Below are 16,034 nucleotides of genomic sequence, written 5' to 3' on the forward strand. Positions count from 1 at the left end.
ATTCCATCATCGCTACGCCGACGTCTCACTCGGCAGAGAGTTCCTCGGCCACAGCTTTCACCTGGGCCAACGTGCTGCCGCCTGCCGACTCGGTCGCGGCCATCACGGCGCCCTCGACGATGGGCGCGTTGCATACGACAACGTGATCGCGCCGCGCAGGCTCCAGCATTTCCACCGCCATCTCGCTGTTCGTCTCGGCGCCGCCGAGATCGACCAGGATCGCAACGCCCTTGGCGGACCAGGCATCGTTGATGGCATCGATGATCGAGGCAACGCTGGTGCCGAGCCCGCCGTCGGGATTGCCGCCGCAGAAGGCGACCTTGACCTCGTTGCCGACCATCTGCCGAACCATGTCGGCAGTCCCCTTGGCGATGTCCTTCGAATGCGAGACGATGACAATTCCAACGGTTTCGCTCATTGCTTTCGCTCCAGGCTCGCGCAAATCGCCTGCACGAGAACGCAGCTCGAACGGGCGCCGGGATCGACATGCCCGACGCTACGCGCGCCGAGGAACGAGGCCCGCCCCTTGGTAGCCTGCATCGGTGCGGTCCGCTCGACCGCTTCGGCTGCCGTGGTTCTGACTCGTTCGATCAGATCCGGCTGGCCGGCGGCAGCCTTAAGCGTCTCCAGCACCGGAACGAGTACGTCGAGCATGGTCTTCTCGCCGGTCTGCGAGCGGCCGCGCGCACTGACCGCGTTGACGCCGCTGCCGAAGACATCGGCGAGATCCTCGGGGAGATGCCTGTCGTGCGAGAGCGCTTCGCCGGCAGCCAGAAAGAAGCTGCCGTAGAGCGGCCCGGAGGCGCCGCCGACCGTCATCACCAGCGTCTTGCCGATCGTCTTGAACGCTTCGTCCAGCGGCTGCGCCGAGATCGCATCCAGTTTGCCCAGCACGGCCTCAAAGCCGCGCTTCATGTTGAATCCGTGATCGCCGTCGCCGATCGCCTGATCGAGGCTCGTAAGCTCCGGCGCGCTGGCGATGACCTGCTCGGCGGCCACCTTGACCAGCGCCTTGAATGTCTCGGCTTGCATCGACATCGCGAAAAGTCCTCTCAATGGGCCGGCGCAGGAACGCGTTGCCCTGCGCGATCGAAGCAGAGCGGATGCATCAGCTGCAATTCGACCTCCTGACCGGCCTGCAGCGGCTGATGCGGATCCGCAAGCGTCACCAGTGTCTCACCCTTATAGTCCAGATGAACATGATTCTGCTCGCCGAGGTGCTCGACCCGATGCACCCGGCCGACCATCGCCCCGCCATTGGGCGCACCGATCCGCAGGTGCTCGGTGCGGATTCCGACCGTCTCCGTTCCGGGCGGCACTGTGACATCGGGCAGCACGCGGGCCGGCAGGAAATTGATCTGGGGCGTGCCGAGGCGCGAGGCGACATAGCGCGAGGACGGGCTTTCGTAGATCTCCCGTGGCGTCCCGCACTGAAGTAGCTGGCCATCCTTGATCACGCCGATCCGGGACGCCATGGTCATGGCCTCGACCTGGTCGTGGGTCACGTAGAGAATAGTGGCGCCGAGCTCGAGCTGGATTCGCTTGAGCTCGAGACGGAGCTCGGAGCGGAGCTTGGCGTCCAGCGACGACAGCGGCTCGTCCATCAGATAGATCGAGGGATCGCGCACCAGCGCGCGGCCGATCGCGACCCGCTGCATCTCGCCGCCGGACAGGCGGGTCGCACGGTTGTTCAGTTTGCTCGCGATATGCAGCAGCTCCGCCGTCTGCTCGACGCGCTTGCGGATGACGGGCTCGGGCACGCGCCGCGCGGGCGAACGCAGCGGGAATGCCAGATTGTCGTAGACCGTCAGATGCGGATACAACGAATATTGCTGGAAGACGAACGCGATGTCGCGCGATCCTGGCGGGGCACGGGTCACGTCGCGCCCGTCGATCATGACTGAGCCGGCGTCCGGTGTCTCCAGCCCGGTGATCAGCCGCAATGTCGTGGTCTTGCCGGCGCCGCTCGGCCCGAGCAGGACAAGGAACTCGCCGTCGTCAACCGTCAGCGAGAGCTCACGCACTGCCTCCACCGCGCCGAACCGCTTGGTGATGTTGCGTAGGGCGACGTCAGCCATGGCGCACGCTCCCCTCATTGGCGGTCGGTATCGCAAGGCCTGAGCCGACGTCGAACAGCACGAGCCTCTCCGAACGGAATTCGAGCCCCACCGTCTCGCCGATCCGAACCATGGCGCTGGACGGCAGCCGCGCGGCGACGCGGCCGTGCGCCGTATCGACAGTGACGATCTGCGTGGTGCCGAGATATTCCGCGCCGAACACCTCGCCGCGGACGGGGGCCCCATCGGTGAAGCGGATATGCTCCGGACGGACCCCGAGCGCCAGCGGCGCGGGCGCGCAATCCCGGCGGATCTCCGGCACCGCGAGGCTCGCGTCATGGAAAACAACGGCCCGATCGCCCGTTCTCAGGCCGCCCTCGAAGCGAAGGAAGTTCATGGACGGCGAGCCGATGAAGTCGGCGACAAACATGCTCGCCGGCCGGTCATAGATTTGCTGGGGCGAGCCGATCTGCTCGACGCGTCCTCTGTTCATGACGGCGATCTGATCGGCCATCGACATCGCCTCGAGCTGGTCATGCGTCACGTAGATTGTGGTGGCGCCGATGCGGTCATGCAGGTCGCGAAGCTCGCCGCACATCAGATGGCGAAACTCCGCATCGAGCGCACCAAGCGGCTCGTCCATCAGAAAGGCCTTCGGCCGCCTCACCATGGCGCGCCCAAGCGCGACGCGCTGGCGGTCGCCACCTGAAAGCTTCGACGTCGTGCTCGACAGCAGATGCTCGATCCGCAGCAGCCGCGCGGTCTCCTGCACCCGTTCGGATATCTCGCGCTTCGCCATGCCCTGGCACTTCAGTGGAAACGCGATGTTCTCCGCGACGTTCATATGCGGATAGAGCGCGAACAGCTGGAAAACGAAGGCGATATCGCGGGCAGCGGCGCGGCGGAACGTCACGTCCTCGCCATCGAGCAAGATCTTGCCCTCGGTGGGCAGCTCAAGGCCCGCAATCATGCGCAACGTAGTGGTCTTGCCGCAGCCGGAGGGGCCGAGCATCGCAAAGAAAGCGCCGTCATCGATCGTGAAGGTCGAGCCATGCACGGCGGTGAACTGATCGAACGACTTGCGCAGGTTCTCGACGCGGATCTGTGCCATCTTGACGCCCTACTCCGGAAAGTGGCTGACGATTACGTAGCCGACCGTGCCGGCGAGGATCGTCACGAAGGAATAGCTGTAGAGATCCATCGACAGCGGCTGAACCAGCATGATGATGCCGCCTCCGATCAGGGTCATCGTGACCGCCTCCCAGGGTCCGCGACGGAACCAGCGGGACACCCCACCTTTGGCAACTGCAGAACCGCTCATTTGCGCACAGCTCCGAATGTGATGCCGCGCAGCAGATGCTTACGCAGAAGCACGGTGAACAGGACGATCGGCACGACGAACAGCGTGGTCGCGGCGGCAACCGCCGGCCAGTCCTGTCCGCCCTCGCCGATGATGAAGGGGATGAAGGGCGGCATGGTCTGCGCCTCGCCGCTCGTCAGGAGAACCGCGAAGGCATATTCATTCCACGAGAAGATCAGGCAGAAAATTGCCGTGGCCGCAATTCCCGTGACCGCCTGCGGCAACACCACCTTGCGCAGCGCCTGCAGCCGCGTGTAGCCGTCGACCAGGGCGGCCTCCTCATACTCGCGCGGAATCTCGTCGATGAAGCCCTTGAGCAGCCAGACCGCGAGCGAAACGTTGACGGCAGTGTAGAGCAGAATCATGCCGAGCCTGGTGTCGGTCAGATTGAGCTGCCGGTACATCAGGTAGATCGGGATCGCGACTGCGACCGGCGGCATCATGCGCGTCGAGAGAATGAAGAACAGCAGATCGTCGGCCAAGGGAATGCGGAAGCGTGAGAAGGCGTAGGCCGCAAGCGTGCCGAGAAAGACGGCGAGGAAAGTCGAGCCGAAGCCGATGATCAGCGAGTTGACGAAACGCGGCACCACCTTCGATGGACCAGCGATGACCATGTCGCGCTGCCGCGCGAGCTTGTCGTACCAGGTCTCCGGCGGCGGCAGCTTGGCGATGAAGTCCGGTGTCTGGCGGGTGCGCACGGTAAAGAGGTTCACGTAGCCTTCGAGGGTCGGCTCGAAGATCACCTTCGGCGGATAGGCGATGGCGTCGCTCTGCGACTTGAATCCGGTGGCGACGATCCAGAGCAGCGGCAGGATGGTGATCACGGCGTAGAGAATGACGATGCCGCCGGCCACGGCCTTCGCCCGTGGAGAAGCCTCGACGATGGAATGCGCGGTGGATTTTGCGGCAGCGGTGGTCATCGTTGCTTCACCTTGTTGAGCGCTTTGACGTAGATGTTGGCGGCACCGAACACGGCGACGAACAGGATGATGGCGAGCGCGCTGGAATAGCCGGTGCGCCATTTCTCGAACGCCGCGCGCTTCAACGTGATCGACACCAGCTCGGTCGTCGACCCCGGTCCGCCTGACGTTAGGAGGTTGACCATGTCGAACATCTTGAAGTTCTCGATCGCGCGGAAAAGCACCGCCAGCATCAGGAACGGCACCGTCATTGGAAGCGTGATCGACCAGAACTGCCGCCAGGTCGAGGCGCGATCGACTTCGGCGGCCTCGTAGATGTAGTCGGGAATGGAGCGCAGCCCGGCGAGGCAGATCAGCATGACGTAGGGCGCCCACATCCAGGTGTCGACCAGCACGATGGTCCATGGTGCGAGCGACACCTGACCGGTCATGCTGAACGCGCTCGGCGGCACGCCCGTGAACAGGCTGATCAGAGAGTTGAACGGTCCGATCTGCGGCTGCAGCAGCAAGGTCCAGAAATTGCCAACCACCGCCGGCGACAGCATCATCGGCAACAGGATGATCGTGGTCCAGAAGCTGTGACCGCGGAACTGGCGATTGATCAGGAGCGCCAGGCCAAATCCGATGATCACCTGAAACGTGACCGACCAGATCACGAACTGCGCGGTGGTCTGCAGCCGGAACCAGACGTCCTCGTCGCCGAGGATATCGGTGAAGTTGTCCAGGCCGACAAACCGCAGCGGCAAGTAGGACATGCTGAGATTGAGGCTGGTAAAGGACAGTCGGATCATCCACACCAGCGGAAATATGTTGATCGCCAGCAATAGCGCGATCGTCGGCGCGATGAACAGCCATGCAATGGCCCGGTCCGACAGGCCGCGCACGCGTCGCGTGGCCTGAGACCTCGCGGGCTCGCCCATACCGGCGACCGTGGCATCATCGGGTTGAGAGATCGTGGTCATCTTGTCCATCGGCTGGCTGGGACGGCTTCCCCGAGACGCGCCCGGGGAAACCAGTTCAGTTGAGCACTGATCCGGATTTACTGCGAAGCGACCTGCTTGCCCTGCTCCTTGAAGACCTTGGTCCAGTCCTTGACGAGGAGATCGAGCGCCTGCTGCGCCGTGCCCTTGTCGGCCACGACGTAATCATGCACGCGCTTCTGCATGTCGAGCAGCAGCTGTGCGTAGGACGGCTCGGCCCAGAAGTCCTTGACGATGCCCATCGACTCCAGGAATTGCGGCGCGAACGCGGCGCTCCTCGGGAAGTCGGGCGCGTCGACCACCGCCTTCAAGGCCGAGTAGCCTCCGAGCTGCCACCACTTCTGCTGCACGGCAGGCTGCGCGAACCACTTGATGTAGGCGAGCGCGTCATCCCTGTGCTCGGAGGTCGTGACGACAGAGATGCCCTGCCCGCCGAGCTGGGTGAAGTGCCCGTTCGGACCGGCCGGATTGACGAAGAAGCCGATCTTGTCGCCGCCGACATTCGGGTCCTTGTAGAGGCCGGGGAAGAAGGCGAACCAGTTCATCTGCATCGCGACTTGGCCGGATTTGAAGGCGTCCAGCCCCTCCTGCATGTAGGCGTTGGTCATGCCGGGCGCGGTACAGCACTTGTAGAGCTCCTTGTAGAACTCGAGTCCCTTGGCCGCGTCGGCCGAGTTGACGACGCCCTGCATCTGGTACGGCTTCTTCGGATTGTCGTAGCCGAAGCCGTAATTGTAGAGCACATTGGTCACGCCCATGGTGATGCCTTCGGAGCCGCGCTCGGTGAAGATGTAGGCGCCGTAGACCTTTTTGCCGTCGATCTCGCGGCCCTGGAAGAACTCCGCGATCTGCTTAAGCTCGTCATAGGTCTTCGGCGGCGCCAGGTCGCGGCCGTACTTGGCCTTGAACGCCGACTGGATGTCGGGCCGCGAAAACCAATCCTTGCGATAGGTCCAGCCCACTGCATCGGCCATCGCCGGCAGCGCCCAATAGTTCGTCGAGTTCTTCGGCCACTGCGAATAGCCGACGACCGTCGCTGGGACGAAGTCGTCCATCGAGATCTTCTCCTTGGCGAAGAAGTCGTTGAGCTTGACATACCATTTGTTCTCGGCGGCGCCGCCGATCCACTGGCTGTCACCGATGATCAGATCGCAGAGCTTGCCGTGGGAATTGAGCTCGTTGAGGAAGCGATCCGCATAGCTCGTCCAAGGGACGAACTCGTATTTCATCTCGATGCCGGATTGCTTGGTGAAGTCCTTGCCGAGCTCGACCAGCGCGTTGGCCGGATCCCATGCCGCCCAGCACAATGTGAGCTGCTTACCCTGGGCTGCGGCTTCGCCGCTACCGAGCCCACCAAGCGCTGCGGCCGCAAGAACCACAGACGCCGCCGTACCGCGTAGCCATCTCATTCTTCGCATGTCCGTTTCCTCTCTATCGTTGAAGCACCTAACTCGCCGGCGTTCAGTCCTGCCGGGACGACGCCAAGACCCTGAAACCGAGTTGATGAGCGATGATGGAGAGCGAGACGGAGTGCTTCCGGAAACGGGTCCGGATGGCTTGGGCTCCTCCCACACATCGGCTCGATGCGTGATGTTTATCTTTTTGTGATACTAAACATACTGCTAAATTTTTGTCACCGTCAATCGGGTTTCTCCCGACCCCGGCGAAATATTTGCGACGCTCGCACGCGCAAGCGGGATTTTCGCAGCGCAGCACGATACATAGCGATTGCTAAGGGGATGATTGTCGAACCGGTCCGACGCGACCAATTCGGCCCATCTGGATAACAGAAAGGACCAGACGGTCAGCCGCGGCCGGCGTGTTTAGCAAACGATTTTACTGAACGTTCAACAAGTGATTGGGAGCGGGAGAAGCCTGCTCGTCGGCCAAGATCTGCCGTTGCCGCAGAGCGCACCAGTTTCGCACCAGGAACGATCTCGTCTCGACGCAACGAACGCGATCGAACCCGAACGAAAACGCAGCACAGTCGCCGAAGCTGATCGATATCCCGCGGCTCATAACGGTCTGGTTGCAGGTTCGAGTCCTGCCGGGCCCACCAAGAATATCAGTAGCTTACTTGCTCTTCGTTGCCCTCAACGCAACGACCGCACCAGAAACGTCCACTCTTCGTTCATGCGCAAGTTCGCGCACCGCGATCCGCTCGATGGCGCTAGACCGACTTGAGTAATGGTGGATGGCTGTGAAAGCACGAAAGCAAACACCATCGCGCCCGCAATGCGGCTCGAGCCGATGCCGGTATCGACAGGCTTGAATTGCAAGTGCGGAAGGAAGGCATCAAGAGCTGAACGCAGACCGGTCGGTCTCATTTGGCTGGCGTGTATCAGCGGTGGATGGACTTTGGCCCTAAGCCTTCATGTGAAACCAAGGTCGCGCAGCGCGCCGCCAGTATCGCGTTCTGTGTTTCGAGTCATTCTTAAACGAGCCGAGCGCTTCGGCCCTGGGTCATCCGTAAACACGCGGGGTAAGCCTTATGCGATCGCCCGCGCCCGATGAGCTCCCAAATTATTCGACTCGTCGCACGGCGTGCGACATTCGACCATTAAAAGCGTCGCACGAGACCCGCTTTGTTCCGCCGAAGAATCTAAAAAAGCCCTTGCGGGCCTCTCTCTTAAGGGTGGTGGACAAACCAGGGCTCGAACCTGGGACCCGCTGATTAAGAGTCAGCCTCAGGTTGAGAACAATCAATGACTTACTGGTAGCACTACCGGGCTTATCCGACTGAAAGTGGGCGTTCGTCGCAGTGCTTCATTTCACCGGCTACCGTCCGCGAGAGCAGCTCACGCGGTGGCCTGGAGCCTTTTCCGTTCCGATTGATCGGATCCTCGGATACCCTATTCTGGCCGCGTCGGCGGAACTGCTGAAGTTGTTAGATGGCTGCATGGAGAGCGGAGATGGGCCGGCTCGATAAGCAGATGGATCCCTTGCACCCTGCCGCTCATCTGACGACGGCGGATCGCGTCCCTGAGAGTCTAGGGCTTGAGCAAGTCGACACGGCGTCGTTCGTTGATCCAGCCCGAGAGGAAGCCGCCTCGTCGCCCGCGCATTTTGGGTCGGGCCAGGCAGCGACCGGCGTAACGGGCTCTACCAATTGGATCGACCGAGCACGTCACATCTGGCGGCGCCATCTCCAGCGCGATCAACTCCCCCGGACGACCGGTGGGTCGATGGGAAACTTCGAGCGGTGGTTGATCGCACTGCTGAGCGTCGGCTTCGTCGTGAGTTGCGTTTGCGCGATCATTGTCATCATGCAGGTCAACGCGCGCAAATTGGAGATCGCAACACTGCAACGTGATATCATCGCGCTCAAGCTACGCGTAGCCAGGCTCGATCAGATCGCAAGCACCAATGAGATACGCGAAAAGGCAAGCAGTGGAACACCCAAGCCGCCGTCGGAGACCCAGCCTGACCAGGCTCCGCTCATCCTGTCACGTGAAGAGATTCAGCTTATCCGAGACCATATCAAGCCTGCACCAGTTGCTGGCCCCGCGACTGAGACGATAAAGGTCGGCGATCCCGTCGTGGGAGAAACCGTGCCCTTTTCCTCTCCGATCACGGAGAAGGTGCGGAAACTGCTCGGCGCGCGATTTACTGTCCGCAATGGCGTTGTTGTCATCCTCCGCAGCGGCAGCCGTCACGCTGATGCTGTGATTGGGCCAAATTGACGAGAACTGGCCGCGGTCGCAGTAGCCGATCGCCCCCTCAAGGCTGGTTGTTTGGTGGTCTTTCAATGAACCGCCGGCTGCCATTGAGAAACTCTAGATTGTTGGCGATGACCGGATTGCCGGGATGGAGCGAATAGGCCGCTTGCGCGCAAGTGACGGTCAGAACAAGCGATGTGCTGTCAGCCGCTGACGCGCGATAGCGGGATCCAGCCCTCTTTTCGATAGCGCTGAGCGGGCGTAACCACTGATTGCGAGAAAACCTCTGCAGACGATCCGCGCTACTTCATCGCGATGCTTTGTAAGCCCCAGCTTAGGCTGGGCACGCCTGCCCGTTTGTGGCAGATTCAGAGCCTAGGAAAGTACCTCCGCACCGGCGTTGGGTCACTTGGAGGCTTCCGGTTGAACCCATGGTTTTCGGTTCGACGCGCATGAACAACAGGTTCCAAGTGCTATGGGAGGACGATGCCCGTATCTTTTGCCGGGCTTGCCCGGATTCAAATGCCAGCTCCAGAGCTGTATTGGCGGTACGTCCCAAGGAAAAATACGCTTCGTCCGGCGTCCTCGATCGGCTGTGGCACGAGTTCGAACTGAAGGACCAGCTGGATGGCGCATGGGCAATGCGGCCGATCGGACTGGAGTACGACGGCGGTCACCCTGTTCTGCTGCTTGAGTATCCTGGCGGCCAGCCACTTGAGCAGTTGCTTGGCGCACCCATGGACATCGAGCGCTTTCTGCGACTAGCGATCGGGATCGCGAGCGCCTTGAACAAGGTGCATCAACGCGGCCTCGTTCACAAGGACGTGAAACCGGCGCATATAATGGTAAACTGCGACGACGAACGGATCCGCTTCTTCGGATTCGGGATCGCTTCGCGTCTGGCCCGGGAGCGACGCACGCCCGGACCGCCCGAGTTCATCGTGGGCACACTTCCCTACATGGCGCCCGAACAGACCGGGTGGATGAACCGCTCGATCGATTTCCGCAGCGACCTCTACTCGCTTGGCGTGACGCTCTATCAAATGCTGACGGGCTCGCTGCCGTTCGCCGCAGCACATTCGATGGAGTGGGTACATTGCCATATTGCGAGAAAGCCGGTGTCGCCCAGCGTGCGCGTGAGCACCGTACCGGCTGGAATCTCGGCCGTAGTACTCAAGCTGCTCGCCAAGTCGGCCGAGGAACGTTATCAGAGCGCGCTCGGCCTCGAGCATGATCTACGCCGCTGCCTGCGTGAATGTGAAACCGGACGCCGGATCGAAGATTTTGCACTCGGGCAATATGATGCGCCCGACCGACTCCTGATTCCCGAAAAGCTCTATGGAAGAGACCGCGAGATTGAAATCTTGCTGGGCGCGTTCGACCGCATGCTCAAGTGTGGCGTGCCGGAATTGGTGCTGGTTTCGGGCTATTCCGGCGTCGGCAAGTCCTCAGTGGTCAATGAGCTCCATCGTCGGCTTGTTCCGTCACACGGATTGTTCGCATCGGGCAAGTTCGACCAGTACAAGCGCGATATTCCGTATTCCATGCTGGTCGAGGCATTTCAGAGCCTCGTGAGGTCCCTTCTGAGCAAGAATGACGTCGAACTTGCGAACTGGCGCCAAGCTTTTCGAAATGCGCTGGGCGCAAATGGCCGACTTGTCGCCGACCTGATTCCTGAATTGCGGCTGATCATGGGAGAGCAGCCTGCCGTTCCTGATCTCCCGCCACCACAGGCACAAACACGCTTTCGTCACGTACTCCGACGCTTCATCGGGGTATTCGCACGTTCCGAGCATCCGTTGGTGCTTTTCCTCGACGATCTTCAATGGGTCGACGCCGCCACGTTGGACCTCGTTGAGGATCTGCTGACCCGGACCGATCTGCAATACCTGATGCTGATCGGGTCCTTTCGGGACAACGAGGTCGATGACGTCCATCCGTTGCGGCGTTGGCTGCATGCCATAGAGAACGCTGGCGCAAACCTCCAACAGATTGTCCTTACGCCGCTTGCCGGCGAACACATTTCGCACCTGATTTCTGATGCTCTAGGCTGCGATTTGCCGCATGCGGCGCCGCTCGCGCATCTGATCCACGATAAAACGGCCGGCAATCCATTCTTCGTCAATCAGTTCCTCCACGTACTCGCCGCAGAAGGCCTCGTCCGCTTTGATCATGACGCGAGGTGCTGGTGCTGGGATCTGGATCGCATTCACGCTAAGGGTCACACAGACAACGTCGTGGATTTGATGATCGCAAAGCTGGCACAGCTGCCGGCTGATACACAGAACACGCTGCAGGAGTTGGCCTGTCTCGGCACTTTCGCCGAAACCACGACACTCTCGATCATCCTCGGGCGCTCCGAGCAGCAGGTTCATGCGGCGCTCTGGGAGGCGGTTCGCCAGGAATTGATCGAGCAACAGGCCGGCGCCTACAGGTTTGTCCACGACCGCGTACACGAAGCCTGCTATTCGCTGATTCCGGAGCATCAACGCGCGGCGCTCCATCTGCGAATCGGGCGGCAGTTGCTGGCGCAGACGTTCGGGGAGAAGCGCGAGAAGGCGATCTTCGCAATCGTCAATCAGCTCAACCGCGGCGCGGCCTTGATCACCTCGCGAGATGAACGCGTGCAGCTTGCGGAACTCAATCTGACAGCCAGCCTGCGCGCGAGGGCGTCCGCGGCCTACGCAGCATCGCTCAATTACGCCGAAACCGGTGCGGCATTGTTGCCACCCGACCGTTGGGAGCGCTTCCAGCGACTTGCTTTTTCGCTCGAGTTGCATCGCGCCGAATGCGAGTTCGTGACGGGCGCTGCCGTCGAGGCGGAACAGCGTTTACAGGAGCTGACGACGCGAATCGCGAGTGCAACCGACCTCGCAGTCGTCGCACGCCGGCTGGTGGATTTGTATACGGCGCTTAGCAAGCCGGACCGCGCGGTTGGCGCCGGTCTCAGCTGTTTGGAGCAACTCGGGATTCGATGGCTGGCCCACCCAAGCGATGATCACGTCCGACAGGAGTACGAGCGCGTGCGATCTCGCCTCGGACACCGGGCCATCGACGAGGTGTTGGATCTGCCGCTGATGACGGACCCGCTTGCGCTGGCCATGTTGGATCTTTTGACGGCTCTCATGCCGGCTGCATTCTTCACCGATACGAACCTTCGCTCGCTCGTGGTCATCAAAGCGGTGGATTTCAGCCTGGAGTGGGGGAACAACGATGCTTCGTGCGTTCCGTACGTCATGTTCGGCGCCCTTGCCGGCGCCCGCTTCGACGACTATGAGGCGGGGCTTCGATTGAGCCGTATCGGGACTGAGCTGGTCGAGCGGCGCGAATTTTCGCTCGTTCAAGCGCGGACCTACCTGAACTATGGCAACCTTGTCCTTTCATGGACAAAGCCCCTCCAGCATGCGCGAGACGCATTTCGCCGCGCATTCGAGGCGGCGAGCAACAGCGGCGATATCACTTTCGCGGCTTTCAGCTGCGCCAGCCTGAATACCAATTTGCTTGCGGCGGGCGATCCGCTTGCACAAGCACAACGCGAAGCCGAGCACGGATTGCGGTTGACCGAGAAAGCGAAATTTGCGCTGATCGGCGACATCATAAAGCCGCAGCTTGGGCTGATCCGGATGCTTCGTGGTCTGACGCGGCCGTTCGGCGCTCTTCACGACAACCAGTCCGAAGAGCTTCGGTTCGAGCGGCATTTGGCTGCTGATCCGGCACTCGCATTGCCTGAGAGCTGGTACTGGATCCGCAAGCTGCAAGCATGCTTCTTTGCCGGCGACTATGGGTCGGCCGTTGCCGCCGCGGCCAGGGCTCGGACCCTACCGTGGTCACCACCTCAGCTATTCGAAACGGCGGAATACGAGTTCTATGCGGCACTGTCCCACGCCGCATGCTGGGATTTGGCATCCCGCGAAGAACAGGCAAGGCACTTTGAAGCGCTGATGGCTCACCACCAGCAACTCGAACTGTGGGCGCAGAACTGCCCGGAGAACTTTGCGAATCGCGCTGTCCTTGCCGGCGCGGAAATCGCCCGCCTCCAAGGCAGAGAACTTGACGCGGAGCGTCTCTTTGAACAAGCCATCCGCTCCGCCCGCGGCAACGGCCTCGTCCACCACGAGGGGCTCGCTTACGAATTGGCCGCCCGCTTTTACGGCACGCGTGGCTTCGAAGAGTTTGCTCGCGTCTATCTGCAAAGGGCGCGCGATTGCTATGTTCGTTGGGGGGCGGACGGCAAAGTGCGGCAACTTGAGGATAACCATCCGCACCTCAAGGACGTGAGATCAGAGCCCGGCGCGATGAGCACCATCGGGGCGCCGGTTGAGCATCTCGACCTCGCCACCGTGATCAAGATGTCTGAAGCGGTGTCAGGCGAGATGGTCTTGGAAAAGCTCATCGAGACGCTCATGCACACAGCCGTTGAACAAGCAGGCGCTGAACGGGGTCTGTTGATCCTGTCGCACGAGAACAACGAACTGCGCATCGAGGCGGAAGCCACGACAACCGGCGAGAGAGTGACCGTCGAACTGTGCGATGCAGCGGTGACCGAGGCTCTGGTTCCGGAATCCGTTCTCTATTACGTGATGCGGACCAGAGAGTGGGCTGTTCTCGAGGATGCGGCCTGCCAGCCTCCTTTTGCTACGGACCCCTACGTTGGTCAGCGCAAGCCTCGTTCCATTCTATGCTTGCCTCTGATCAACCATGGGAAGCTTATCGGAGTGCTCTACCTTGAGAATACACTGACGCCCCACGTTTTCGCACCGGCGAGAGTTGCTGTTCTAAAACTGCTTGCCTCACAAGCGGCAACCGCGCTGGAAAATGCGACTCTGTATCGCGATGTCAGAGAACGCGAAGCAAAGATCCGCCGTCTTGTCGACGCAAACGTCATTGGAATCATCATCTGGGAGCTTGAAGGTCCCATTCTGGAGGCCAACGACGCGTTTCTGCGCATCGTGGGCTACGACCGTGAGGATCTCGCCTCTGGCCGCTTGCTCTGGACTGCCCTGACACCGCCGGAATGGCTCGACCGCCACGAACGATGGTGGATCCCGGAACTCAAGAAGATGGGGAGCGTACAGCCGTTCGAGAAAGAGTATTTCCGTAAGGACGGAAGCCGCGTGCCCGTCTTGATCGGAATGGCCGCGTTCGACGAGCAACGAGACCAAGGTGTCTCCTTTGTCGTCGACCTGACGGAGCGTAAACGGTCCGAGGAGGCTCTGCGGGAGAGCGAAGAGCGTTTTCGTACTCTCGTACAGTTCTCTTTCGACGTGTACTGGGAATCAGATGCCAACCATCGCTTCATCCGCCAGGAGTTCGCCGAAACCATTGCTGACGCTCCCGCGTCGGGCTCTGAAATCGGTAAAACGCGCTGGGAAGTGCCCTACTTGGAGCCCGACGAGGAGGCTTGGCGCAAACATCGGGAGACGCTCGATGCGCACCTGCCGTTCCGCGATTTCGAGCTCGCGCGCCCTACGCCCGACGGCCGCAAGCGCTACGTCTCCGTCTCCGGGATGCCGGTTTTCGACAAGACCGGGCAGTTCATCGGTTATCGCGGCGTCGGACGGCACATCACCGAACAGAAGCTGGCCACGGAGGCCCTGCGCGAGATGCAGACGGAGCTGGCGCATGCCAACCGCCTCGCCACCATGGGCGAACTCACGGCCTCGATCGCCCATGAAGTGAGCCAGCCGATTGGCGCGGCATCCATGAATGCTGGTGCCGCCGCGCGGTTCCTTGATAGCGACCCACCCGATCTCGACAGGGTCAGGCAATCACTGGACTGGGTCATGAACGATACGGCGCGCGCCGGCGACATCATCAAGCGAATTCGCGATCTCATCAAAAAAGCACCGCCCCGGAAGGATAATTTGGATATCAACGAAGCGATACGGGACGTGATTGAGCTTACCCGCGGTGAAGCGATGAAGAACGGCGTCTCGGTTCAGACGGCACTTGCAGACAGCTTATCGCTTGTGGAGGGCGATCGTGTCCAATTGCAGCAAGTGGTCCTTAATCTGATTGTCAATGCCGTCCAGGCAATGGGCACTGTGGCGGACGACGTCAGAAGGGTGCTTATCACAACCAGTGAGGTCGGCCCTGACCGTGTTCTTGTCGAGGTGCAGGACTCGGGACCGGGGCTGGCAGTGGAAAATCTCGAGCACGTCTTCACCCCCTTTTACACGACGAAGCCCGGCGGACTCGGGGTGGGACTGTCCATCTGCCGTTCGATTATCGAAGCTCATGCCGGGCGCTTGTGGGTGACCCCTAACCTGCCCCGCGGCGCGACTTTTCACTTCACCGTGCCGGTAGGTCCCGCAGACGCTTCGTGATGATCTCCCGATTCCCGTTTACCCTCGCCCGCGTTCGCTCGAAACGGCCCTTGCCGAGTTCGTAGCCGGTTCTTCTTACGGTTGATTGTTTGGCGGCCTTTCAATGAACCGCCGGCTGCCATTGAGAAGTTCAAGGTTGTTGGCGATGACCGGATTACCAGGATCGAGCGAATAGGCCTTCTCGAACTTCCGTCGCGCCGCACTCAGATTGCCGCGCAGCATGTACGAATATCCCTGGTCATTCAGGACTTGCACCGTTTCGCCGCCGAGCCGGATCGCTCGGGCATAGGCCTGATCGGCAAGATCAAATCGACGCAGCTTGTCATAGCTCGCTGCGAGACCAATCCAGGCGGTGACGTCCTTGGGTGATTTCTCGACGGCGTCCTTGAAATAGCGCTGTGAGAGCCCGTAACTGCCGCGATTGTAATGCTCCAGCCCCAGCCGCACAGGCTCGTCCGACGGGTAGTACTTGACGTCGGTCGGCTCCTGCACCGGGTCCCCACCCGGCGGCTCGACGGGAGCCACGATGGCAGCCTCCCTCGTCGTATAGTCACATGCCGCAAGGCCCGGCGCCAGCCAGCAACAGGTCAGCAATAAAATGGCACGTCGCATAATTTTTGTCCCCCGCCCGGCCCAGCGGACTCACTGCACCGCACTCAAATGTCCCTTCGCTGAACTCAATTACCAACAACCGCTACCTGCCCCCCGCCCCGCCGACCGGCACCGATATTC

11 protein-coding genes are annotated in these 16,034 nt (G+C 61.1%); 2 read left to right on the forward strand and 9 right to left on the reverse strand.

What is annotated here, in order from left to right; all coding sequences use genetic code 11:
* Nucleotides 1-25 precede the first annotated feature (25 nt).
* The 8 genes from dhaM to E4K64_RS26305 all read right to left on the reverse strand — a co-directional run bounded on the left by dhaM (nucleotide 26) and on the right by E4K64_RS26305 (nucleotide 6,735).
* Nucleotides 26-418: a dihydroxyacetone kinase phosphoryl donor subunit DhaM gene (gene dhaM, locus E4K64_RS26270; protein WP_135166067.1), complete on the reverse strand. Its 393-nt coding sequence runs from the start codon at nucleotides 416-418 to the stop codon at nucleotides 26-28.
* On the reverse strand, nucleotides 415-1,038 hold the full coding sequence (dhaL, locus tag E4K64_RS26275) for a dihydroxyacetone kinase subunit DhaL (protein WP_135166068.1): 624 nt from the start codon (nucleotides 1,036-1,038) through the stop codon (nucleotides 415-417). The genes dhaM and dhaL overlap by 4 nt, the downstream gene beginning before the upstream one ends.
* A gap of 14 nt (nucleotides 1,039-1,052) precedes the next feature.
* Nucleotides 1,053-2,078 carry an ABC transporter ATP-binding protein gene (locus E4K64_RS26280; RefSeq protein WP_135166069.1) on the reverse strand — a complete coding sequence of 342 codons (1,026 nt, stop codon included), beginning with the start codon at nucleotides 2,076-2,078 and terminating at the stop codon, nucleotides 1,053-1,055.
* Nucleotides 2,071-3,168 carry an ABC transporter ATP-binding protein gene (locus tag E4K64_RS26285; RefSeq protein WP_135166070.1) on the reverse strand — a complete coding sequence of 366 codons (1,098 nt, stop codon included), beginning with the start codon at nucleotides 3,166-3,168 and terminating at the stop codon, nucleotides 2,071-2,073. Before E4K64_RS26285 ends, E4K64_RS26280 begins: the two co-directional genes overlap by 8 nt.
* A gap of 9 nt (nucleotides 3,169-3,177) precedes the next feature.
* Nucleotides 3,178-3,306: a hypothetical protein gene (locus tag E4K64_RS41915; RefSeq protein WP_407150975.1), complete on the reverse strand. Its 129-nt coding sequence runs from the start codon at nucleotides 3,304-3,306 to the stop codon at nucleotides 3,178-3,180.
* 68 nt (nucleotides 3,307-3,374) lie between these two features.
* On the reverse strand, nucleotides 3,375-4,337 hold the full coding sequence (locus tag E4K64_RS26295; protein ID WP_135166072.1) for a carbohydrate ABC transporter permease: 963 nt from the start codon (nucleotides 4,335-4,337) through the stop codon (nucleotides 3,375-3,377).
* A complete protein-coding gene (locus E4K64_RS26300; protein WP_135166073.1) occupies nucleotides 4,334-5,308 on the reverse strand; it encodes a carbohydrate ABC transporter permease in 975 nt (324 codons plus the stop codon). The genes E4K64_RS26295 and E4K64_RS26300 overlap by 4 nt, the downstream gene beginning before the upstream one ends.
* A 68-nt stretch (nucleotides 5,309-5,376) precedes the next feature.
* Nucleotides 5,377-6,735: an ABC transporter substrate-binding protein gene (locus E4K64_RS26305; RefSeq protein WP_135166074.1), complete on the reverse strand. Its 1,359-nt coding sequence runs from the start codon at nucleotides 6,733-6,735 to the stop codon at nucleotides 5,377-5,379.
* A 1,494-nt stretch (nucleotides 6,736-8,229) separates the two neighbouring features.
* Here E4K64_RS26305 and E4K64_RS26310 point away from each other — a divergent pair.
* Nucleotides 8,230-9,000, forward strand: coding sequence for a hypothetical protein (locus E4K64_RS26310; protein ID WP_167772263.1), 771 nt, complete (start codon nucleotides 8,230-8,232; stop codon nucleotides 8,998-9,000).
* 428 nt (nucleotides 9,001-9,428) lie between these two features.
* Entirely contained in the window at nucleotides 9,429-15,302 is a 5,874-nt protein-coding gene (locus E4K64_RS26315) for an AAA family ATPase (protein WP_235884787.1), read from the forward strand.
* Between the two features lie 75 nt (nucleotides 15,303-15,377).
* Here E4K64_RS26315 and E4K64_RS26320 read toward each other — a convergent pair whose 3' ends face one another.
* Entirely contained in the window at nucleotides 15,378-15,914 is a 537-nt protein-coding gene (locus E4K64_RS26320) for a tetratricopeptide repeat protein (protein WP_135166076.1), read from the reverse strand.
* Nucleotides 15,915-16,034 lie beyond the last annotated feature (120 nt).

Source organism: Bradyrhizobium frederickii, assembly GCF_004570865.1.
GTDB lineage: Bacteria > Pseudomonadota > Alphaproteobacteria > Rhizobiales > Xanthobacteraceae > Bradyrhizobium > Bradyrhizobium frederickii.

Coding starts and splice junctions, on each gene's coding strand:
- dhaM (WP_135166067.1), bottom strand. CDS start 418: ATGAGCGAAACCGTTGGAATTGTCATCGTCTCGCATTCGAAGGACATC.
- dhaL (WP_135166068.1), bottom strand. CDS start 1,038: ATGTCGATGCAAGCCGAGACATTCAAGGCGCTGGTCAAGGTGGCCGCC.
- E4K64_RS26280 (WP_135166069.1), bottom strand. CDS start 2,078: ATGGCTGACGTCGCCCTACGCAACATCACCAAGCGGTTCGGCGCGGTG.
- E4K64_RS26285 (WP_135166070.1), bottom strand. CDS start 3,168: ATGGCACAGATCCGCGTCGAGAACCTGCGCAAGTCGTTCGATCAGTTC.
- E4K64_RS41915 (WP_407150975.1), bottom strand. CDS start 3,306: ATGACCCTGATCGGAGGCGGCATCATCATGCTGGTTCAGCCGCTGTCG.
- E4K64_RS26295 (WP_135166072.1), bottom strand. CDS start 4,337: ATGACCACCGCTGCCGCAAAATCCACCGCGCATTCCATCGTCGAGGCT.
- E4K64_RS26300 (WP_135166073.1), bottom strand. CDS start 5,308: ATGGACAAGATGACCACGATCTCTCAACCCGATGATGCCACGGTCGCC.
- E4K64_RS26305 (WP_135166074.1), bottom strand. CDS start 6,735: ATGCGAAGAATGAGATGGCTACGCGGTACGGCGGCGTCTGTGGTTCTT.
- E4K64_RS26310 (WP_167772263.1), top strand. CDS start 8,230: ATGGGCCGGCTCGATAAGCAGATGGATCCCTTGCACCCTGCCGCTCAT.
- E4K64_RS26315 (WP_235884787.1), top strand. CDS start 9,429: ATGAACAACAGGTTCCAAGTGCTATGGGAGGACGATGCCCGTATCTTT.
- E4K64_RS26320 (WP_135166076.1), bottom strand. CDS start 15,914: ATGCGACGTGCCATTTTATTGCTGACCTGTTGCTGGCTGGCGCCGGGC.